This is a genomic window from Enterococcus sp. JNUCC 77, from assembly GCF_054819945.1.
Genome location: NZ_JBTHIG010000001.1, coordinates 2,130,124 through 2,151,559 on the forward strand (window position 1 = coordinate 2,130,124; position 21,436 = coordinate 2,151,559).

The window sequence follows — 21,436 nt, forward strand, 5'->3', positions numbered from 1 at the left end:
TGATACACAAATTTCTTGGCTCTGACTATGACAATCCCTCAAATATCAAGGAAAGTCAAAACATGGTATAATAGAACATATATTCTATTTAAGAAGGAGGTTCCTATGCAACAACCTTTAGCTTATAAAATGCGCCCACGAAATTTAGATGAAGTCGTTGGTCAACAGCATTTAGTTGGACCTGGAAAAATTATTCGTCGAATGGTAGAAGCTAAAATGCTTTCTTCCATGATTTTATATGGTCCGCCGGGAACTGGAAAAACTAGTATTGCAAGTGCTATTGCCGGCTCCACAAATTATGCTTTTCGAATGTTAAATGCTGCGACCGATACCAAAAAAGATTTACAAGTCGTAGCCGAAGAAGCCAAAATGAGTGGCACCGTCATTTTACTATTAGACGAAGTCCATCGCTTGGATAAAACCAAACAAGATTTTCTGTTGCCTCATTTAGAAAGTGGCCGAATTATTATGATTGGTGCCACCACAGAAAATCCCTACATAACGATTAATCCCGCAATTCGTTCACGAACACAGATTTTTGAAGTCAAACCTTTAACGGAAGAAGATATTCAAGTGGCTGTAAAAAATGCTTTGACTGACAAAGATAGAGGACTAGGAAATTATCCGGTGAAATTGGATGAAAATGCATTATTGCATTTATCCCGAGCTACCAATGGTGATTTGCGCAGTTCTTTAAATGCGTTAGAATTAGCCACAAAATCTACGCCTGAAGAAAATGGTAAGATTCATTTAACTTTGTCGATTATTGAAGAATGTCTACAAAAAAAAGCCCTCACCCATGATAAAGATGGCGATGCCCATTACGATGTGATATCTGCGTTACAAAAATCAGTCCGCGGTAGCGATGTGAATGCCGCCTTACATTATTTAGCACGTTTAATTGAAGCGGGCGATTTACCAATAATTTGTCGGCGTTTGATGGTGATGGGTTATGAAGATATCGGCTTAGCTAATCCGCAAGCTGCAGCAAGAACGGTCCAAGCGGTTCAAGCAGCTGAAAAATTGGGATTACCAGAAGCTAGAATTCCTTTAGCAGATGCTGTTGTCGATTTATGCTTGTCGCCCAAATCAAATTCAGCCTACGTAGCTGTTGATGCGGCCTTGGCAGATATTCAAGCAGGAAATGTTGGTGAAGTTCCCGATCATTTGCGTGACAGTCATTATAAAGGAGCTGCTGCCTTAAATCGTGGGATCGGTTATCAATATCCCCACAATTTTGAAAATGCTTGGGTTGACCAACAATATTTACCAGATAAAATAAAAAATGCCGAATACTACCAACCTAAAGCCACAGGGAAATATGAACAAGCGTTAGGTCAGCAATATTATCGCATTAAAGAATGGAAAAAAAATCCCGAAAATTAATTTTCGGGATTTTCTACTAATGTCCATTGAAAAATGGTTGAATGTTGTCCAACTTTTTGTTTATTCTTTGGTATTTCACAAAACACAGCAGCTTTTGTTTCAGGAAATCCAGTCACAAAATCTCCTTGTCCAGCTAAAATGGTTGTGTCTTCACTTAAATTATAAAGTTGTTCCTCTGTCTGATAAAAAAAACTACCTATTTGGTTTTCTTTTACTTTTAGTTGCAGTTGATAATCTGTCTGCAAAAGACGCTTGTCTTTAATTTTTATTTGACCAGTGACTGTTGGGGTAAATTTTTCTTTTTGATAGAGTACATGCTTACCAAAATCAATTTGCGTTGGAACTTCCACTAATAAAAGCTCTCCTGTATTTTGACTAAAATCAGCAAAAACTTGATAGTAAGCTATTTTAGGAATCTTCCATGATTGATCAGTAATGGTTTCGTACTCTAATTGATTCATCTGAATTCGAGCTTTTAAAAAATTCTCGCTAAATACTATCTCAGGATCCTCAACATTTTTTTCCAACTGTACAAACCGCCGAGAACCATCCCACAACTCTTCCTGCCAATCAAAACTTTTCAATTGAATATCCCCTAATCCAGACTGCACTTTTCCATCGACAATCAGTGCTCTAATTCCTCTACCAAATTGATTACTGGTATCACCAGTTAAGCTAGTCCCATCGAAACTAAAACCAATAAAATTTGTTGGATTCAGACTATTCTCAATTGGCTGCTCCACGAAGGTAAAAATATCCACACCAGCTTGTTCACCAAAAATCCGCCCACCCTTTTCATCTTCATTCAATGCTTCTTTAGCTTTTTCCTGCCAAAAAAGTTGCTGCTCAATGGCTAATTCCTTTAGCATCAATTTATTTACACCAGAAGGACTCGTTATTTTAGCACTCTCAATAATCCGAATTAACTGTGTTTTTAAATTATTACAGCTCAAATGACTACCAGCAGATAAATTTAGCACCCCAAAATTAGCATAGCTTTTTTTAAAATTTTCATCGGTAGCTGCAGAAGAATTCAAAATAGTTTCAGTTGAAAGTGTCACACCTTCACAGAGATTTAGTTGGGTAAAGTTACTTATATTTTCAATGCTGCAGCTTTGTCGCAAGGTAATTTTGCTGGCATCCTCACTATGAACATTATTATTCAATGATTCTTTAGCGGGAATTAACTGTTCACAACTATTTATTTTTAAGTCTAACTCAATTCGATAGATAGAAACTGCTTGTCCAACACCATTAATAGATTCAAAATTACCATTTGGCGCATCTACTATTATTTTATTTTTTCTTGTTCTAAAAAGTGAATAATCTTCATGTTCATCTATAAAAAGTGAAAGATCCTCAAATTTTCTATAAGTCTTTAATATCAATTGGCTGCTGGAGGTTCTATTTCCAATCTCTTGATCATTAGACATAGTTTGTGGTCTTCCAGCAATAATTTTTAATCCAGGAGCTAAAAAAAAGTTATTCTCTTTCGGAACATCTATTGTCACGTTGGTGTTCCCATTGATAAAGCCTTTATTTTCAAAACCTCCAAAGATTCTTGCTTCTGGGTTAAACACGCCACCAAAAATTTGAACATCACTGTCTGCTTGCAACTGGTTTCCCCTAAATCTCCCACTACCAGCGCCAATATCACCAAAAAACTCTCCATCATAAATTTTTATTTGCGCGTCTCCTTTTTGCAATCTATTGCCTTCACTTCCACCATACAGATCTCTTGTATTGCTCCCACCTTTCATTTCCACAAGACTACTTCCATAATGACGGTAGCAAGCCATTCCTCCAGCAGATACTTGTTCAGTTTGGCCTTGGTAAATTTGCACCAAACTATCTCCTTCGATTACTCCAGAATAGCTTGCCCCTAATAATTTTTTAACAAGACTATTGTTTAATTTCACTGATTGATTACCTAGTTGATAACAGCTGGTTGAAAAAGTAAGATCATCCCCTGAATTTCCATTTCCACCGGTAATACTTAAATCTTTAGCAGAAACCAAAAAATTAGAAGATGTTTTCCCTTCATTTTCAGCTTCTAATGCTCGTTCTTTAGAATAAACAAATCCTTCGCCGCCAAGCTCACCAGTATATTCACCAACAATGATTTCTGTATTTCCTTTGATTACTCCCGCATTTGTACCAGCTCGAATCGGGTTATTGGTGGAGGAAACACAGCCATTTAATAATTCAGTTCTGACATTACCTTCAACCAAAAAATTGGTTTTTTCTTTGGCTAGTTGAAAACGCTGGTTAGTTGACATCTGATCGTACTGCCGTTCTTCTTCAGTTAGATTTTGGAAATTAGAACGATCGACTGAGGGTATTAGCTTCGGACTATTGGTTAAGGGCGCTTTTATAATATTTAAACCACCAGCACCGCTAATACAGGAAAAACTTCCTCTGTTTACTTTACCTGCTTGAATTTGATTGGTAATATGTCCAATAATTTTTCCCTTATATCGATTTCCACCAACAAAAATTTTTTCTCCCTTTGAAAAATTACGGGTATCGATAGTATTTTTTATAGCATCACTTTGACTGATAATTCCCCCGGTTAAAGAACCACCGATTAATGGTTCAACTGAATCAAATTGACCCAAACCAGTGATACTATTTGTAATTCCCCCAGTTTTCCCATAACAAACGCCGCCGACATATTGATTTAATATCATTTCGCTACTTTGACTATTTATTCGATTATTAATAGTGCCTGTTACCTCAACAGGTGTAGCTTCTGTCCCTTCACCACCACCAAATAGATCTAGTCTGCCATCGACGAAGTGAATCTGATTGACAATATCTCCTTCAAAAGACCCTGTTTGATTACCACCAACTAATTTTAGATTTCCCGTTAACTTTTCAATATTTGTCTGACTATTTCCAATAAACGTTCCTGTTTGATTGCCACCAATGATTTCAAAATTTTCTCCTTGAACATTTTTGAAGGATAAAGAACTATTGCCTTGGCAAAATTGTTTTCCTCCACCAAATATTTGAACTTTTCCCATCTGACGAACGTTTTCAAATTTCAAAGGATGTCCATTGGCAAAAATAGCTTCCCCTGTTAATTTCATATTAGACAATGTTAGTGAACTACCAAAATATGTCTCTTTCGGTAAAATAATTTCAGTATCTTCTGCACCAATAAAGGAAATTGGATTGCTAACACTGACAAAGTTGATTTGATCAGGATTCTCGGTTTTTTCATCGTTGGTCAAATTTGCGGCCTTAGATAAATCTAAATTTCCTGACATTTGAATCGTAAAAGCATCTTTTGTTGGAGTCGAAAGAATATCTTGTAAAATTTCCTTTATACCTGATGGTGATGATTCATAAGTTTTGTTGTCAATATTTGGAGATAAAATCAACTGTGATGCATCAACAGTTGTAACGTTTTCAAAAAGTAAGAAGAAAAATAAAATAATTGCCATAAAATAAGAAATTTTCTTTGACATAAGTGCCTCCTTTTTATACAATATACGTACAAAGAAGCCAATTTATTGAAAACTCGATTTATTGCTTCTAAATAATTACTATGCTATTATAAGAGTGGAAATTCTGTGATGTGCGCGTTGCCCACTTAAGTGTTGACCGAACATTTTTATTGATACTTTGGGATCCGTCTTGTGTCAAAGTTGGTAACATGCCTTTTCTTTTGGTAGTTCGATGCTTAGACCATGGAACCCACCTGCTGTATTTTGCGGGATCAATACTACCGGGCGAATAACGGCATCGACGGAGTTTTCCATTTTTTTGGAACAAAAGCAATTTGCTCAGGCAAATTGCTTTTTCTTTTATTTATTAGGAGGATTCAAATGATTCGAATCGGATTAATCATTTTTGCAGTATTACTTTTTGCGGTCAGTTATTATTTATTAATGAAGAATGAAGGCTTTTTAGCACTAATTAAAAACAATCCTGAAAATTTAAAATTCTTGCGTCACTTTGGTTTGATTTATGCTGCATTAGGTGTCAGTGGTATATTACTAGCCATCATTAACCACCGCATTCCAACATTTATCTATCTTTTTTTAGTTTTTATAGTTGCCTCTTTCTTTGGTATTCGACTGGCAAAAAAAATAACTATAGACAAAGGATAATGATACCAATTTTGCTTATTTTGATTTAAAATAAAGATGTAGTTAAAAGGAGATGAAGAAGATGGAACAACAATATAGTAAAATTATGGTGGCTGTCGATGGCTCACAAGAAGCTGAATTAGCCTTTAAAAAAGCTGTCAACGTAGCAAAAAGGAACCAAGCTGAATTAGTTTTAGCACATGTAATTGATACTCGCGCTTTCCAAACAGTTTCTTCTTTTGATAATGTCTTAGCTGAACAAGCAACAGATATGGCAAAACAAACGTTAAGTGATTATGAAAAAGATGCTCGGGCAGCTGGTGTCACTGAAGTTAGCCAAGTGATTGAGTATGGTGCCCCTAAACTTACCATCGCAACTCAAATTCCAGAAAAATACGATGTGGATTTAATTATGCTTGGTGCGACTGGGTTAAATGCTGTGGAACGGTTATTTATCGGTTCTGTCTCAGAATACGTGATTCGCAATGCTAGTTGCGATGTTTTAATTGTCAGAACTGATTTGAACAATCAACTACCAACTGAAAAGGACTAGTTGAAAATTTAAAAGAAGGTCTTACTATGAAAAAATTTACATTGAAACAAGTTGAAGATTATTTAACTAACAGAATTAGTGGAATTACTGTGATTGATGTCAGTATTGAATTTCCAGCAAAACAAGCTGCTTTCCAAATTGAAGGAGAATACGTTTATTACCTATTCGAGGATCAAAATGGTGTATACAGCTTGACTGATGGAAACCAAGAAACTAAAGTTGTTGAAGAACCTGAACAAACAGAAGCACAATTTTTAAATGAAGTCATAAGAATCATCTTGGATGAAGCATAAAAAAGAGGTATCCCTAAACTAGCAAGGGATACCTTTTTTAGATGAAACTACCTATTAGAATGCCGCAAAAACTTGAAATTAAACCTACTACATACGTCAGAAAGAAATAGCGATAGAACATTGGACGATCATCTTTCATTAAAATCAACAATTCAAAATTAAAAGTTGAAAAAGTCGTATAGCCTCCCATTATTCCTGTCCCTAAAAATAAAAACCATTCAGGAGAAAGCTTTGCGCCAAATAAACAGCCTAAAATAAAACTACCAGTTAAATTAATAAAAAAAGTCGATTTGGGTAATCGTTTGGTTCGGGATTCAAAATAATTATTTAAAGTAAAACGAATCATAGCCCCTAGCGCTGCACCACTACCCACTAAAATTGAACTAATCATCTGGCGTCACCGCCTTTTTATGATAGATTTTTTCACCAATTATTACCATTAAAAAGCCACCAACAATAGACACGATCAAATAAATCAACGCTAAGAAAAACTCTCCTGCTGAAAATAACTTCATGACATCTAATGCAAAGGATGAAAAAGTCGTCAAAGCACCGCAAAAGCCGACACCTAAACCAAGCACTAAGCGTCCCGAAACATCTAAATCATCCAAGACTTGTTTAACTAACCAACTAAAAATAAAACAGCCAATCAAATTTGCCGCTAAAGTACCGATTGGAAAATCTCCCATTGAAGGTAAATAAGCACCCAATAAATAGCGGGCTATTCCTCCGAAAAAGGCAAAAAAGGCAATCACTAAATAATCTAACATTACAAATCCTCCTGAAAAAAACTTCCTTATCAATATATGCCTAACACGAATTTTTGACAAACAATTTGTAAAATATTCAAACATGGTATACTAAAGAAAAAAAGTAGGTGGTTTAATGACCGGAATTATTTTTGATTTTAACGGTACCATGTTTCAAGATTCTGATCTTCACGAAGCAGCTTGGATTACAATGCTAAAAAAATACAGTGACCGACAACTAACTGAAGAAGATATTTTAAAAAACCTTCACGGAAAAATAAATCCCGTTGTCTTACGTCATTTTTTAAGTGATCAACTGACGGATCAAGAAATTGAGAAATTATCTGATGAAAAAGAAGCAATCTATCGCCAAATGGTAAGAGATAGTCCCGACCATCAACAGATGACTCAAGGAATGGTTGCTACTTTAGATGCTTTAAAAGAACAAAAAATCCCTATGACTATCGCTTCTGCCTCACGAAGACGCAATATGGATTTTTATTTTGATTTGTTTGATTTAAATTGTTGGTTTGATCCAGAAAAAGTTGTGGTTGATAATGGAACATTCCCTGGCAAGCCGGCACCAGATATCTTTTTAATCGCCGCTGAAAAAATTGGGGTTTCGCCAGCTGATGCCATTGTTATTGAAGATTCTTATTCTGGTATCCAATCTGCTGAAAATGCAAAGATCGGCAAAATTATTGCGATTGATCCATTAGGGAAAAATCGTGAACAATTTGCCAAAGAACAGCTTAGAATTGATGGCATTATTGAAGATTTTGACGGATTCGTTGAAAAATATATCTAAAAAAGTCAGCGAGAATCTCGCTGACTTAAATTATTTTTGCCCCTAAAGTATTTTTAAAATGACTAAGCGCCCAAGTATGACCAGTAGCATCAAAACTGGCTACCGCTTTTTCAGGAATCACTAACTGATAACCTAAATTATAGGCATCTACAGCCGTATGCAACACACAAATATCCGTACACACACCCGTTAAACACAATTCAGTAATCCCTCGTTCTCGTAAACGAATATCTAAATCAGTCCCAGAAAAAGCCGAATAGTGACGTTTGTCAATCCAATATACATTTTTCTCTGCTTTATTTTCTTGATAAAAATCAGCAAGTGAACCGTATAAGTCTCTTCCTTCGGTACCAATGACATTATGTGCTGGAAACAATTTATTTTCTGGATGATATTGATCACTAGGGTCGTGACCATCAATCGCAAAAACAACAAAATCAGCTTGATTGAAGTATTCTTTAGTGATAGCTACTAAATCTTTTTCAATCGCTTGTCCCGCTTCACCGGTTGTTAATTTTCCATCAGTTGCTACAAAATCATTAGTGTAATCAATCGATAGTAAAGCCCGCATATTACTGCCTCCTAGATTAAAATATTTATTTTAAATTTTTTACAAAAGTCATCACTAATTCTGCTGAAGCAGCGCCTGTCCGGGCAACAAATTCTTCATGGGTTTCCGTTGCTTCTTCATCAGCCGTATCACTAATTGCTCTGACAATTAAAAATGGAATACCGTATTGAGAAGCTGTATGTCCGACTGCTGCGCCTTCCATTTCATTTGCCACAGCATCTGGAAAATTATGTTTAATTTCATTGATTTTTGCAACACTAGAAACAAAAGTATCTCCTGATACAATTAATCCTACATGAGCAGGTTGATTCATTTTTTCTGCTGCTGCCAACATTTCGGTTTTTAAATAAGTAGAGCTGTTAAAATATAACGGCATTCCAGGTACTTGACCGATTTTATAACCAAAAGTTGTTGCATCCACATCAAAATAAGCTACTTTATCCGCAACCACCAAATCACCAATTTTAACACCGCCGCCAATCCCGCCAGCTGTTCCAGTATTAATCACCATGTTGACTTTATATTGTTGAATCAAAACGGAAGTTGTAATTGAGGCTAAGACTTTACCAATCCCTGAACGAACAACAATTACTTCATGATTGCCCATCGCGCCTGAAATAAATAAAGCACCATTTTGTTCCCAAGATAATGGGTGGTCTAAGTTGTCCCGTAACGTTTTAATTTCTTCTTCCATTGCACCGATAATACCGATTTTCATAACTAAAATTCCTCCTGTTAAATAAGATACTCTTTTAAATAAATAATACTGCCAAAATAACAATGATTAATAGTAATGCAACAATAAAAATTGCTTTGTTCAAAAAAGTACTGCGCTTTTTTTCTTTTTGCCTTTCATTACTGCGACTTTTTACTAAAGGTTTATTTTTTTTTAGCTCTTTGCGATAGACATTCGCAATTTCTCGCTCTTTTTTTTCAAGTTCAGCTTTGGCTTCCGCCTGTTCTTCTGCTAGCCGCTCTTGTGCTTCCTTACGTCGCCTGATTTCACTACGGGTTACTAAAGGGGAACGACTCATAATTAAATCTCTCCTTTTTTCAACAACAATAATTCAAAATAACTCACAGCAAAGATCGTCTTAGCATCACAAATTAATTCATCCTTGATTGCTTGTTTGGCTTCGTCTAAAGTCAACTGATATAATTCTAGCACTTCATCCTCATCTTGCGGTAAGGGATGCTCGACCTTGGTTAAACCAGTTGCTTCATACAGGTAAATCTTTTCATTAGAAAAACCTGGTGAGACATACATATAGTTGATGTAACTCAGATTATCTGCTTGATAAGTTGTCTCTTCTTCTAACTCTCTTTTAGCAGCTGCTAAAGGATCTTGATTTTCACCTTTTTCAATTTTACCAGCCGGAATTTCTAAAATAACTTTTTCCAATGGTTTACGAAATTGTTTAACTAAAATAATTTTATTTTCAGTGGTAATTGGAATGACTCCTACTGCGCCATTGTGAAAAACTAATTCTCTTGTTGCCGTGCCACCTGTCGGTAAAGCAACTTGATCTACATAAACATCGATAATCTGTCCTTTGAAAATTTCTTTTCGTTCGATGGTTTTTTCTTCAAAATCTTGAAAATCTAACATATTGCACCTCTTCTACTGATGTTTTTCCTATTGTATCACAGAAAATTATTATGTTTTTTCTAAATCTTAAAAATCCATCTTTAGCCCGATACTATTTCTAAAGACTTTCGTGCTATGATTAGCTCATAGAAATGAACACACTTTAAAATAGTGTTAGGAGGCCCCATTATGATAAAAAAAATTCTCCCGATTATTGCAGTTGTCGTTGGACTTCTGGCCTTTATGGAAGATGGCATAGATGGCTTAATCCCATATATCTTATTAATCGGAGGCGGCTATTTGATTTACCGTGGTATTTTTAGTAGGAAGAAGAAAAAAACGGAAGAAACACCTTTCTTGACGAAAGAAAAAGAAACCTATTATAAAGATCTAGGTATGTCAGAAAGTGAAATCAATTTGTTTAGGGATACAATGAACAGTTCCAAAAAGCAAATTTTACAATTGCAAAAAAATATTGCCAATAATGCTAAACTAAAAGCAATTGATTTAAGACATGATTGTTTGAAAACTAGTAAGGCTTTATTTAAAGAATTGACCAAAGAACCTACTCGTCTACCTGAAGCCAGTCAATTTCTTTACACACACTTGCCAAACTTAGTTGACTTAACCAACCATTTTGTTGAAATTAATGAACACCAGGTCAAATCAAAAGAAGTCTATGGTAAACTAGAAGAAAGTAGTCGGATTATTGATCAAATGGCTGCTTTGATCGTGAAGGATTATCAACATTTCGTTTCAAATGATTTAGAAGATTTAGATGCTGATATGAATTTAGCGAAAGAACATATCGAAAACGATCCAGATTTTCAAACTAAATAAGTGGGATAGTCGTTTCAAATGGACACCATTGGAGACGACTTTTTTTAAAAGTTAAAGGAGGAATTTTGTTGGAACCAGAAAATAAAACTGTCGATACGACACTTGATGATTTACTTGCGAATCCTTTTGATAGCAATGCTTTAACCCCTATTCAAAAAGATGAAATTTCACATTTACAAGCGCAGGAGCAAGCGCCGCGATTATTTGATAAATTACCGGAGGAACGTCAAAAGCAAGCCCAAGAGCTTTCAAAAAAAATTGATGTCAATGACTCACAGGCGGTAATTGCCTATGGTGCTACTGCCCAAACAAAATTAAGTGAATTCTCGCAATCTATGCTGACTACTGTCTCTGCTCAAGACATTGGACCGATCGGCGATTCATTAAATCAATTAATGTACCGTCTACAAGAAGCCAATCCTGATGAATTAAGAGCTGGTGAGGGCAATCTTTTCCAAAGAGTTTTCGGTAAAGTAAAACAATCGATTTATGAAATCACCACTAAATATCAAAAAATTGGTGCCCAAATTGATAAAATTGCTGCCAAACTAACGATGGAAAAAGACGGCTTATTAAAAGACAATCAAATGTTGGAACAACTCTACAATAAAAACAAAGACTATTTTGACGCGTTAAATATTTATATTGCTGCCGCAGAATTAAAAATTGAAGAATTACAAAAAGTAACCATTCCTGAAGCAACTGAAAAGGCACGGACAACTGGCGATCAAATGGATGTCCAAATCGTAAATGATTATTCTCAATTTTTAGACCGACTAGACAAACGAACATATGATTTAAAACTAGCTCGTCAAATTACGATTCAACAAGCACCGCAAATTCGTTTAATTCAAAATACCAACCAAGCATTAGCCGAAAAAATCCAAAGTTCAATCAACACAGCAATTCCTTTATGGAAAAACCAAGTAGCGATTGCTTTGACCTTATTACGTCAAAAAGATGCTTCTACAGCACAACGACAAGTTTCGGAAACTACTAATGACTTGTTGAAGAAAAATGCTGAAATGTTGAAAATTTCTACTATTGAAACTGCCAAAGAAAATGAACGTGGCATTGTTGATTTAGAAACCTTGCAACAGACTCAAAATGATTTAATCGAAACCTTGCAAGAAACCTTACGTATTCAAAAAGAAGGTAAAGAACGTCGCCAAGCAGCCGAACTAGAAATCGGTCATATGGAAAATGAATTGAAAACTAAATTGATGGAATTGACTTCACAAGAATAATAATAAGAGAATTTTGAGATCAAACTCAAAATTCTCTTTTTTTGTACCATCAAAGCCGACAAAAATGAAACAACGATTCCCAAACCAAGAAATACGCCAATCGGTCTTTTAAATTTTTTCAATACTTTTCTTGTATCATCCATAAATTTCTCCATTACATTCCTTGTATCCGTTTTCAAAAAAAGTTAAGTTTTTCCATTGATTGAAAAAACTTACTCCGTGAACGATTTAATAATATACATCATCCAAAAACAAACCTTGTGCTGGTGCAGTTTCACCAGCGGCCTCTCTTATTTTGTGATCTAATACTTCATCAATTGTTTCTAATGGTAATTTCCCAGTCCCAATCTCTAAAATCGTGCCCATCAAGATGCGCACCATCTTATGCAAAAAACCATTCCCAACAAAAGTAAAGGCTACTAAATGTCCGTTTTGTTCAATTGAAATATCCTCAATTGTCCGAATAGTTGATTTTTTGGTTTTCTTTAGTGCGGAAAAACCAATAAAATCATGGGTCCCAATTAACTTTTGACAAGCTTGATTAATTTTTTCCAAATCTAATTCTTGAGGAAAATAAAAACTACGATACCGTTCAAATGCTGATGGAATCTTGGCATTCCAAATATAATACGTATATTTTTTTCCTTTGGCATTGTAGCGGGCGTGGAATCTATCGGGCATTTCTATTGCTGCTTTAACTACAATATCACCTGGCAAATAACGATTTAAAAAATCAATCATCTCTGGTGGGGTCAATTCTGACTGGGTCTTGAAATTGGCAATTTGCCCGCGAGCATGGGTGCCTGCGTCAGTTCGACCGGAACCAATGATTTCAATTTCCTCACCAGTCATTTGTTGGAGGACCTTCTCAATTTTCCCTTGAATTGTTTTTTCTGAATTTCCCAATCGCTGCCAACCAAGGTAGCGTCGTCCATCGTACTCAATCGTTAATTTTATATTTTTCATTGTGTGCTCCTCAAACTCATTTGCCTTCATTTTACCATATAAAAAAACCACGTCTAATAAAGGCGTAGTTTCAACTTTTACATAATATCTTTAGATAGTTCTTCTTGAATTTTTTTCTCATCTCGTCTACGATCAGGACTTTTCCAAGTACCGGAACCAAAACCAAGAATTGTTTTAACAGCTGGGATAAAGGTTGTCACAATCGTCACGGCATTCATCATCCAATAAAACAACATATATAAAGGTGCAAAGAATATATATTTCATCTTCCGACCATGATCATCTGCTAAAAGTGCCGCAAATAATTGGAAGAAACCTGAAATCATCTCAAAAACGACAAACACAAAAGCCATCGTAAACATATGATAAATTCTTTCATAATTGCCTTGGCTTAAAAAGTAGAAAAATAATCCGACAAACCAAAAAGTAAACAACCAGAAACAAAATGACCATAGAATACTTAAAGTTTGATCAACATACATAATGGTACGACCAATATTTTTAAAAGGATGTAACAATACTTTTTTGAAATTTGTTAGCCAGACTTCTGTCCCGCCTTTTGCCCAGCGTTGACGTTGACGATATAGCATCCGTAAAGTTTCTGGAACTTCCATAAAAGAACATGATTCCAGGTGCAAATAAAGACAACCAGCCATCCATTTGATGATCCCAAGCGATACTAATATCTTCGGTTGCACGATCTTGACGGAACAACCCAACATCAACTAACGCATCTTTGCGATACATTGTATTGGCACCACTATAAGCATACAGACCACCAAAAACACCTTTTTGAGTTCGTTTAATGATACCGACGATACTAGAAAATTCTACGGTTTGCGATTTGGTTATCAATCGACTACGATTTTGAACATCCATATTTGCTGTAACAGCAGCAATATTGGTACTATCTTCTCGTAAAAAATAATTGATATATTGATTTAGTGCGTCTGGTTCCGGTACCGTATCAGCATCATTACTTAGAATCAGTTCACCTTTCGCAAAACCAACACCGATATCAAAAGCATGAGCTTTGCCTTTATTTTTTTCAATCCTAATCACCCGTAAATTATCATATTGTTCCATTAATCGGGCCAAAATATTAGGAGTATCATCTGTTGACCCATCATCCGTCACCAATACTTCATAATTCCGGTAATTCAACTCATTCATCAAATAATTAATGGTATTTTCAATCACAATTTCTTCATTGTGAGCCGGTACCATGATGGTGACAAACGGTTCAATTTCAATCGGAATATCCCCTAAATCCTTTTGTCGATACTTGAAAATAAATCGATAACAAAAGACACCGATAAACCAAGAGAATCCGCCTAAAATTGGATAAGTCAATAAAATTAAAAATAGTAAGGTCAAAACTACATCGACTACCATATTTCCTGTATGAAACATCACGTTCATAAGCCCACCCCATTTTCTTTAAACAAGTCCGAGATAAAATGTGTATCCAAATTTTGTTCTTCTTTAACTGCATAATATTTTACCGTGTGACGAAAATCTTTATCACCAAAACGATCAGTGTAGCAATTATTTAATAAGTTACGACGCTTATTTAAGCGTTCTTCATCAAAAGTATTTTCCTTGCGTAACAATCCACCAAAACGGTGATTGTTCCATAAAGTTAAGGCAACATAGGTTACTAAAATGATTAAAAAGGCGACTGCTAAAAATAAAACTAAAAACATCAACGAACGAATTTCTTCTGAGTAACTGTGGAAGTATTGGCTAATATTTAACTTGGGGAAAAGTATTGGTGTAAAAATCCAAACAAATGGTAAAAATACACCTAGCCAGCCGATCGATCCAATCACCGTTTGAAAAATTTTCAAACCGAGATGCCCTTTCTCGAAAAATTTATCTTTTACTAAGAAAGAGGCAACATCTTCACGGGTATTTTTCTTCATAATTCTTCACTCCATTTCTGACTGAGATCATTCTATTCTTTTTTTTCTGAAATAAGAAATAATATACACTGATTTTCAAACTTATTTTCATTTTCAATAAATTGCTTAAGAATAGTTATTATTAATTATTTAATTATTTTAAAATGATCTTAATAAACCCTTTTCTAATTTAAAATTTAAAAAAACCTAAAGCAGCTTTTTTCTGCTTTAGGAAAAATTATGGCTTAAATTCTTCAAGATTCATTATTTTTTCTACGATACCAATAAACTCCACCAGCCAAAATTACCAGTAACATCCCGCTGATCCAAAGAATTGGTGAATTCAGATCATTGGTTTGGGGATAGCGGATATTATTAGATCCAAACCTAGTATTTTTTGGATGATTAGATTATTGGGTTGATTTGAATGATTTGGTGGCGTTGAGATTGGTTGATTGCTTACCGTTAACAGTACTTTTTCAGGTTCACCAGCCGCTTCTTTTTCAATGACTACCGGATATAAATCTTTTGATTTTTGATAACCTTCGGGAGCGGTCACTTCTTTAAAGAAGTAACTGCCTGGTGCCATATCTGCCAGATCCAGCTGACCTTCACGATTAGTAGTTAGATTATCTTTGATTACCTTTTTATTATCATCCAATAATTGGAAAGTCGCGCCAGCTAATTTTTCACCTTTTGGGTTAACCTTCGTTAGTTGAATTGACCCTTGATAATTTTTCCAGACAGGCAAACTTTTCGTTTCTGGTTTTCCTGACTGGTTATTAGCAATCGTAAAGTTTTTTATTTGTGTATCTAACAAGTAACCGGTTGGTGCTTTGACTTCTTTTAACTGATAATCGCCTGGTGCTAAATGATCGATTGTTACCTCACCATTTTTATCAGAGCGCCATTTAGTTGTTCCATCAAGCATATTTCCTGCTTGATCCAGTAATACAAATTCTGCACCAGCCAAAGGATTACCTTTCGCATTTTCTTTAACGAATTTAACTGATTGTTGATAATTAATAAATTTGCCTAACTTTTGAACTTTTTGCTCCACTGCTGACGAGTCGATTGTAAAGTTCACAGTCTTATCATTAACGATATAACCATCAGGTGCTTTTATTTCCTGCAATTGATAATCACCTGGTGCCAAACCAGTAATATTTATTTTTCCTTGTGAATCAGAGACTACTTGTTGGACCTCGGTTTTATTACTACCAGCTATCTTCCACAATTTAAATTGCGCCTGAGCTAAAGGCTGATCAGAGTCATTCACTTTTTCTAGCTCAATAGTTCCTTTAAAATTGATAAATCTACCTACTTGAATGATATCTGGTTGACCTACTGTCGCATCCTCAATCGTAAATTTTTCTGACAAATTTTGATTTAAAATAAAACCATCTGGTGCTTTGGTTTCTTTAAATTGGTAAGTTCCTGGTGCTAAACCAGTAGCTGTGGCGATACCGTCTGCTTGGCTGACAATATTTTCCGCTACCACTTCACCCGCTGCATTAACAACAGCAAAAACTGCTCCAGCCAAACCAACGTCTTGACCGTCCACCTCACTGTATTTTTGGATTTGGGCGCTACCTTGATAATTTTTAAATGGTGTCACTTCATTATAAACAATTTTTTCTGTCGGGTTGCTAACATAAACTGGTGAACCCTCTGTTGATACTGGCATTGTAAACCGAACCACCTCTTGATTTAAGAGATAGCCAGTTGTCGCACTAATTTCTTTGAACTGATACGTTGTCCCAGCAGTTAAGTTTTCAAAGGTGAAATAACCGTCCTCACCTGAAGTAACCGGCGTACCGATTGGCGTTTCACCATCTTCACTATAAAGTTGGAAACTGGCGCCAGCTAATATTTTTTGTTCACCAGTTTCAGCAAATAAACTGCCGTCAATTTTAGTAAAACGTGCGTTACCTAAATAATCTATTAAAGGATCTTCAGCAGTATTTAATTCTACTGGTGCAGGTGCTTGGTCGCTAGCATCGCCTTGAATTGCAAAACTAAAGATTTGATTGTTGAAATAGTAACCTGTCGGAGCAGCGCTTTCTCTCACTTGATATTTTCCAGGTGGTAAATCAGTTAGGTTAAGCACCCCTGCTTCATCCGTTACAAAGTTAGTTGTCGGCTGATATTCACTAAAATCATTTGTATCTAACGGTGCCCATTCTACTGAAAATGTTGCATTTGCAATTGGCTCCTTGGCTTCATTTGTTTTATAAAGTCGAGCACTTCCTCGATAATTCGTCAGTGTTAAAGAAGTCACTGGAGCACCATCAACAATTACTTGACGTTGACCAGTATCATTCATATTCACACTAAAAGGTAATCGTTTTTGATTTAATAAATATTGTAAGTTCCCTGCTGCATCTGTTGGTGAGGATATCTCAAATAGACGATAATTGCCATCAGTTAAACCAGTTAACTTTTTCCCATTTTCTTCAGCTGCAAACGGTCTCCCATAGGCTGCAAAAATGCCCTGCTCATTTTCCTTTTCTAAAGCAAACAATCCCCCTGAAATTTTTTGTCCACTTGCATCTTCTTTATTAAAAGTCAGTGAAACAGGCTGATTAATAATCTTTTCAATCTCATTTTCTTGCGAGGAGTTTCGATCAACTCTTAATTCAACTCCCTGCATTAATTCATCACTAATCGTATACCCATCTGGTGCTTGCGTTTCCTTTAATATATAGCGAAAGCCATTTACTGAGTCGGTGTTGGTATAAACTAAATTACCGAAAGTTGCTTGACCTTGTTGATCAGTCGTAACTTCGTATAATTTTTGCTCAGGAATCGTTTCATTATTAAATACACGAGTCAAAGTTAATTTGGCGCCAGCCAAAACAGCCCCCTCGTCATTATTTTTTTGAACAGTTACCGAACCTTTTTCACCAATTGCTGTACCGCTTGTATTGGTAATCTGGATGGTTTGCGATTGTTGGGTATCTGGATGAGGAATGACACCTTCTTTGGTAGTCACATTCACCATATTACTAACCTGTTCCCGCGCAGTTGTAAAGTTAGGACTTGAACGATATGAAATATAATAAGGTTTTTCTATAAAACCTGTTTGAGATTGTCCTTCTTCCAAATAATCTTTTGAAAAGGCAATAACCATTTTTTGCTGTCCAGAAACATTATCGGTAGTGATATTTAAGGTGTAATCTGTTCCTTGTCTCAAAGTTTGACTGGTTTGATTGACATTGCCATTTTCCGTCACTGTACCTTGATAAATATTAATTGAAGCTGGGTCAATTGTTTGATTATTAGAAGGCATGTCAGTAATCGTTGGTTCCACCAATAAAGATTGATTGCGATTTAACCACAAACCCCAATTAATCGTATTGGTTGAGGCATTGTAATTAACCGACTTATTAACGATTTCATTGCTGTACTCAATTGAAACTGAAGCTGGCAAACTTTCGGTAAGCCCATTTATTGTAATATCCGCAGTATTTTTGTAACTGCTTTGATCTTGAATAATCTGATTCTTCAAGCTAGTTTTAAATTGAATCTGAAAAACCTTTGGCGTATCGTAATTGCTACCACCAGGAATACTTGTTTGATTGTTCCCGATTGAGATAGCTAATTGATTATTATTTTCTGTTGGTTCCGATGAAGTAATATAAGAACTATTTTTTTGTTCCCCAGCAAAAAGCGAATCGTCAGTGGCTTCAAAGCGGCCTGTATTATTATCGATGATCCCTCTAGTGATTGTTAAAGAATCTTTCAGATAAACTTGATTACCAGTAATCGGATCATTGAAATCAAATTGATTAACTAGTTGATTATTATAATTTGCCACAATGGTCCAAGTAATTTCTTTGGTAACTGGATTGTAGCTACCAGATTTTTCTCCTTGATTGGCTTCTTCGGTAGTGGTTTCAAAACCGTTGTTTGATTTTGCTTCATGATCATTATTGTTTTGGTCCGTCCACTTCATTTCAATTTCATTATTGTAATTCAATCTTTGTGGCGTAGGCGGATTACTACTGGAAAACTGATTATAATAAGTTTGATATTTCATACTGAAGGAATGATCGGTTGTAAGATACTTATTCAAAAATTTCACAGTAAAATATTGATACGTATCACTATACTGATCTTGTCCAGTAACAATATTTACTTCAAAATCTGGATCATCATCACCAAAAATATACTGTCCATTCAACAAAACTTGACTGTTTAATGTTTCTCCAGTCTGATTATCTACGATTTCCACACCAGCAATACTTTCTCCATCAACTTGATATTGAGGAAATGAAACATATCCTTTTTCTGATTGAGTCAACGTGTCAGTAAAGGTGGCATTTTTTATTTGATAGCGATTGCGGTTAATATCTACCGACCAATTAGCAATTTTTGACCCGACTTCAACTGAAGGTGCATTTTTTATAACTGCTTGTTGAACTGGTTGTGAAATATTTGGTGTAGTCGTTAGCCCATTTGTTTCAGCCGTGTTGGTAATTTTCGGTTGACTGTCATCAGATACAATCCCATTCACTTTTGAAGTATAAACGATGTCAATCGCTTGATTTTGCATGATTTGATCATTAAAAGTTACAGTCAATTTATTGGTGGGACTTCCTGATGTAACATTTACTTCGTAGGTATTATCTGGGACCAGTTGACCTCTAGAAAACTGTCCATTTGGGTTAGCAATCATATAATAAAGTTTGACATCATCTGCGGTCACATCCATATTGTTAGAAAAATTATCTGTCACAGTAGCACCATTGGCAATTTGTTTTTGCCCATAATTGTAGCGAATAGTCCATGAATATTGCTGATTACTAGCAGAATAATTTGATTGAACTTTTTCAATTAACTTGCCATAGCTTGCCGTTACTGACGCACTAGCGGGTAAATTATTAAAAGTTACGTTATTGGTAAAAGTCGCATTACCGCCGTTAGCCGGTTTCGCTTCATCATTAATTTTTGTCTGATAAACAATTCGATAAGCTTGATTAATCATGCCATTAAATTTGATATTGCCATTATTATCAATTTGATATTGATCAGCAGTTAATGCTGTATTGCCAACACTTGTTACATTGCCAGAAAAATCTAACTGCACTGGAAAAACTTGAGCTGATTCAAAAGTTGTATCAGTCGGAAAAGTTTCATTGACCACTGGATCAGTTAGTGTCGACAAATCCTTATTCACATCTACCGACCAAATAATTTTCTCTGGGTTAATTTGTTTATCAAAATTCCCCGCTTTAGAAACCGAGGTTGCCGTTTCTGGTTGAATCATAATTGACATCGGCGGTAACTGGTATTCTGTCGGAAATATAAGTTGATTTATTCCTGGTTGGGTAATCACTTGACGATCAAATTTAGTTGCCACATTAATTTCGCCAGACTGCAAAGGTTCAAAAGTTCCAGTTGTCCCACCAGTAGTATCAGTCAAGGTAATGCGAATCATTTTAGTAACCGGATCAATCGTATATTTCCCTAAAGTCAGACTCGGATTATCAGGATCAACTAATGGTTCATCAATGAAATTTTCCACGGTTAAACCGTCTGGTAATGGAAACTCATAATAATCACCAATCTGTAACTGGGTACGCACCGTTTCTGGTACAGCAAAATTAATTTTCAAACTACTAGGTTGAGAAATAATAGCCGGATTAGGAATATCGGCAACAACATTAGTAACAAACCGATCACCAGGTGAATATTGGTCAATTAAATCACCAATGTTCGCCGCTGCTCGTAAAGTCGTTACTCTTTGTTGCTTTTTTAGTTTATTTCCAGATGTAGCAGTGCTACTTTCTGTTGTTTCCTCACTTGAAGATTGGCTTTGAGTAGTTTCTTCACTAGAACTTTTAGGTTCACTAGTTTCTTCCTTAGTATCAGTCGCTTCAGTAGTTGAACTTTCTACTACAGGTAAACTGGCTGATAGTTGTTGTTTATCCAATGTCGCTGTGATCGAAGTCTGGTCTGTCGTCAAACTTAGCTTTAACGAAATATCCTCTTTTACATTTGGCTGAATAACTATACGCAATTGATTTTGATTAATCGATGTTGGCGTAGTTGGTTGAATGGGTGATTCTCTTAGTTCATCTGATGAAGCGTTTGTTGTCGCCACAGCAGTTAAACTAGAAGGTTCGCCACTTTTTTCCACGACAATTCCTGGATTTTTTTCAGAAATTTCAGCTGTGTTTATTTTAATTCCTTCATTTAATGAAATAATTTTTTCACTGAAAGTGGTCTGTGTATTTGAAATTTGAAGGCTTAAATCCCCTTCTATCTCCTCAGTTGGTGCTTTTTGAATCATAAAATCTTTTAGTTGAACGATACCATCAGTCGTTTCCCCTTCAGCTAACACTGTTAGTGGTAAAATATTTGATAAAATAATTGTCATTAGCATCATTAAATAAATAAATTTGTTTTTCCCCTGTTTCATTATAATT

Annotated in this window: 18 protein-coding genes, 1 other RNA gene and 1 pseudogene; 8 read left to right on the forward strand and 12 right to left on the reverse strand. The window is 35.5% G+C overall.

The window, feature by feature from the left end; all coding sequences use genetic code 11:
• Positions 1-105: 105 nt before the first annotated feature.
• Positions 106-1,386 (forward strand): replication-associated recombination protein A, encoded by a 1,281-nt coding sequence (locus tag ACVWNY_RS10345; protein ID WP_218326251.1) that lies wholly within the window; start codon positions 106-108, stop codon positions 1,384-1,386.
• On the opposite strand, the gene ACVWNY_RS10350 is transcribed toward ACVWNY_RS10345, so the two are convergent.
• Positions 1,383-4,859, reverse strand: a complete 3,477-nt coding sequence (locus ACVWNY_RS10350; RefSeq protein WP_454071328.1) for a hypothetical protein — start codon at positions 4,857-4,859, stop codon at positions 1,383-1,385. The genes ACVWNY_RS10345 and ACVWNY_RS10350 overlap by 4 nt on opposite strands.
• A 97-nt stretch (positions 4,860-4,956) precedes the next feature.
• On the opposite strand from ACVWNY_RS10350, the gene ssrS reads away from it, so the two are divergent.
• The 4 genes from ssrS (at position 4,957) to ACVWNY_RS10370 (ending at position 6,329) form a co-directional block, all read left to right on the forward strand.
• Positions 4,957-5,150: non-coding RNA, 6S RNA (gene ssrS / locus ACVWNY_RS10355), on the forward strand.
• Between the two features lie 69 nt (positions 5,151-5,219).
• Entirely contained in the window at positions 5,220-5,504 is a 285-nt protein-coding gene (locus ACVWNY_RS10360; RefSeq protein WP_218326255.1) for a hypothetical protein, read from the forward strand.
• Between the two features lie 61 nt (positions 5,505-5,565).
• Positions 5,566-6,036 (forward strand): universal stress protein, encoded by a 471-nt coding sequence (locus tag ACVWNY_RS10365; protein ID WP_218326256.1) that lies wholly within the window; start codon positions 5,566-5,568, stop codon positions 6,034-6,036.
• A gap of 26 nt (positions 6,037-6,062) precedes the next feature.
• Positions 6,063-6,329 carry a hypothetical protein gene (locus tag ACVWNY_RS10370; RefSeq protein ID WP_218326257.1) on the forward strand — a complete coding sequence of 89 codons (267 nt, stop codon included), beginning with the start codon at positions 6,063-6,065 and terminating at the stop codon, positions 6,327-6,329.
• 37 nt (positions 6,330-6,366) lie between these two features.
• On the opposite strand, the gene ACVWNY_RS10375 is transcribed toward ACVWNY_RS10370, so the two are convergent.
• Both ACVWNY_RS10375 and crcB read right to left on the reverse strand, forming a co-directional pair.
• Complete coding sequence (locus ACVWNY_RS10375) at positions 6,367-6,720, reverse strand: fluoride efflux transporter FluC (RefSeq protein WP_218326259.1); 354 nt, start codon at positions 6,718-6,720, stop codon at positions 6,367-6,369.
• Positions 6,713-7,099, reverse strand: a complete 387-nt coding sequence (crcB, locus tag ACVWNY_RS10380; RefSeq protein WP_218326260.1) for a fluoride efflux transporter CrcB — start codon at positions 7,097-7,099, stop codon at positions 6,713-6,715. Before crcB ends, ACVWNY_RS10375 begins: the two co-directional genes overlap by 8 nt.
• 115 nt (positions 7,100-7,214) lie before the next feature.
• Between crcB and ACVWNY_RS10385 the strand changes: the two genes are divergently transcribed.
• A complete protein-coding gene (locus ACVWNY_RS10385) occupies positions 7,215-7,886 on the forward strand; it encodes an HAD family hydrolase (protein WP_218326262.1) in 672 nt (223 codons plus the stop codon).
• Between the two features lie 25 nt (positions 7,887-7,911).
• Here ACVWNY_RS10385 and ACVWNY_RS10390 read toward each other — a convergent pair whose 3' ends face one another.
• Genes ACVWNY_RS10390 through ACVWNY_RS10405 form a run of 4 tightly spaced genes read right to left on the reverse strand, consistent with a single transcriptional unit; the run spans position 7,912 to position 10,066 of the window.
• Positions 7,912-8,457: a cysteine hydrolase family protein gene (locus ACVWNY_RS10390; protein WP_218326263.1), complete on the reverse strand. Its 546-nt coding sequence runs from the start codon at positions 8,455-8,457 to the stop codon at positions 7,912-7,914.
• Positions 8,458-8,482: 25 nt separating this feature from the next.
• On the reverse strand, positions 8,483-9,175 hold the full coding sequence (locus tag ACVWNY_RS10395; protein ID WP_218326264.1) for a 5'-methylthioadenosine/adenosylhomocysteine nucleosidase: 693 nt from the start codon (positions 9,173-9,175) through the stop codon (positions 8,483-8,485).
• 34 nt (positions 9,176-9,209) lie between these two features.
• Positions 9,210-9,491, reverse strand: coding sequence for a cell wall synthase accessory phosphoprotein MacP (macP, locus tag ACVWNY_RS10400; RefSeq protein ID WP_218326265.1), 282 nt, complete (start codon positions 9,489-9,491; stop codon positions 9,210-9,212).
• A 2-nt stretch (positions 9,492-9,493) separates the two neighbouring features.
• Positions 9,494-10,066, reverse strand: a complete 573-nt coding sequence (locus tag ACVWNY_RS10405; RefSeq protein ID WP_218326266.1) for an NUDIX hydrolase — start codon at positions 10,064-10,066, stop codon at positions 9,494-9,496.
• 168 nt (positions 10,067-10,234) lie between these two features.
• Here ACVWNY_RS10405 and ACVWNY_RS10410 point away from each other — a divergent pair, with 168 nt between their 5' ends.
• Together ACVWNY_RS10410 and ACVWNY_RS10415 are read left to right on the forward strand one after the other, a co-directional pair.
• Entirely contained in the window at positions 10,235-10,885 is a 651-nt protein-coding gene (locus ACVWNY_RS10410; protein WP_218326267.1) for a 5-bromo-4-chloroindolyl phosphate hydrolysis family protein, read from the forward strand.
• A 68-nt stretch (positions 10,886-10,953) separates the two neighbouring features.
• Entirely contained in the window at positions 10,954-12,132 is a 1,179-nt protein-coding gene (locus ACVWNY_RS10415; RefSeq protein WP_218326269.1) for a toxic anion resistance protein, read from the forward strand.
• A 228-nt stretch (positions 12,133-12,360) separates the two neighbouring features.
• Here the strand turns inward: ACVWNY_RS10415 and truA are convergent, their stop codons facing one another.
• From truA to ACVWNY_RS10440, 5 genes and pseudogenes are all read right to left on the reverse strand, one after another.
• On the reverse strand, positions 12,361-13,098 hold the full coding sequence (gene truA, locus ACVWNY_RS10420; protein ID WP_454071329.1) for a tRNA pseudouridine(38-40) synthase TruA: 738 nt from the start codon (positions 13,096-13,098) through the stop codon (positions 12,361-12,363).
• 77 nt (positions 13,099-13,175) lie between these two features.
• A pseudogene (locus tag ACVWNY_RS10425) lies at positions 13,176-14,520 on the reverse strand (glycosyltransferase family 2 protein).
• A complete protein-coding gene (locus tag ACVWNY_RS10430; protein ID WP_246601486.1) occupies positions 14,517-15,023 on the reverse strand; it encodes a cell division protein in 507 nt (168 codons plus the stop codon). The pseudogene ACVWNY_RS10425 and the gene ACVWNY_RS10430 overlap by 4 nt, the downstream one beginning before the upstream one ends.
• A 233-nt stretch (positions 15,024-15,256) precedes the next feature.
• Entirely contained in the window at positions 15,257-15,319 is a 63-nt protein-coding gene (locus tag ACVWNY_RS10435) for a hypothetical protein (protein ID WP_454071857.1), read from the reverse strand.
• A 26-nt stretch (positions 15,320-15,345) separates the two neighbouring features.
• Positions 15,346-21,429: a SpaA isopeptide-forming pilin-related protein gene (locus ACVWNY_RS10440; protein WP_454071330.1), complete on the reverse strand. Its 6,084-nt coding sequence runs from the start codon at positions 21,427-21,429 to the stop codon at positions 15,346-15,348.
• Positions 21,430-21,436: the final 7 nt, after the last annotated feature.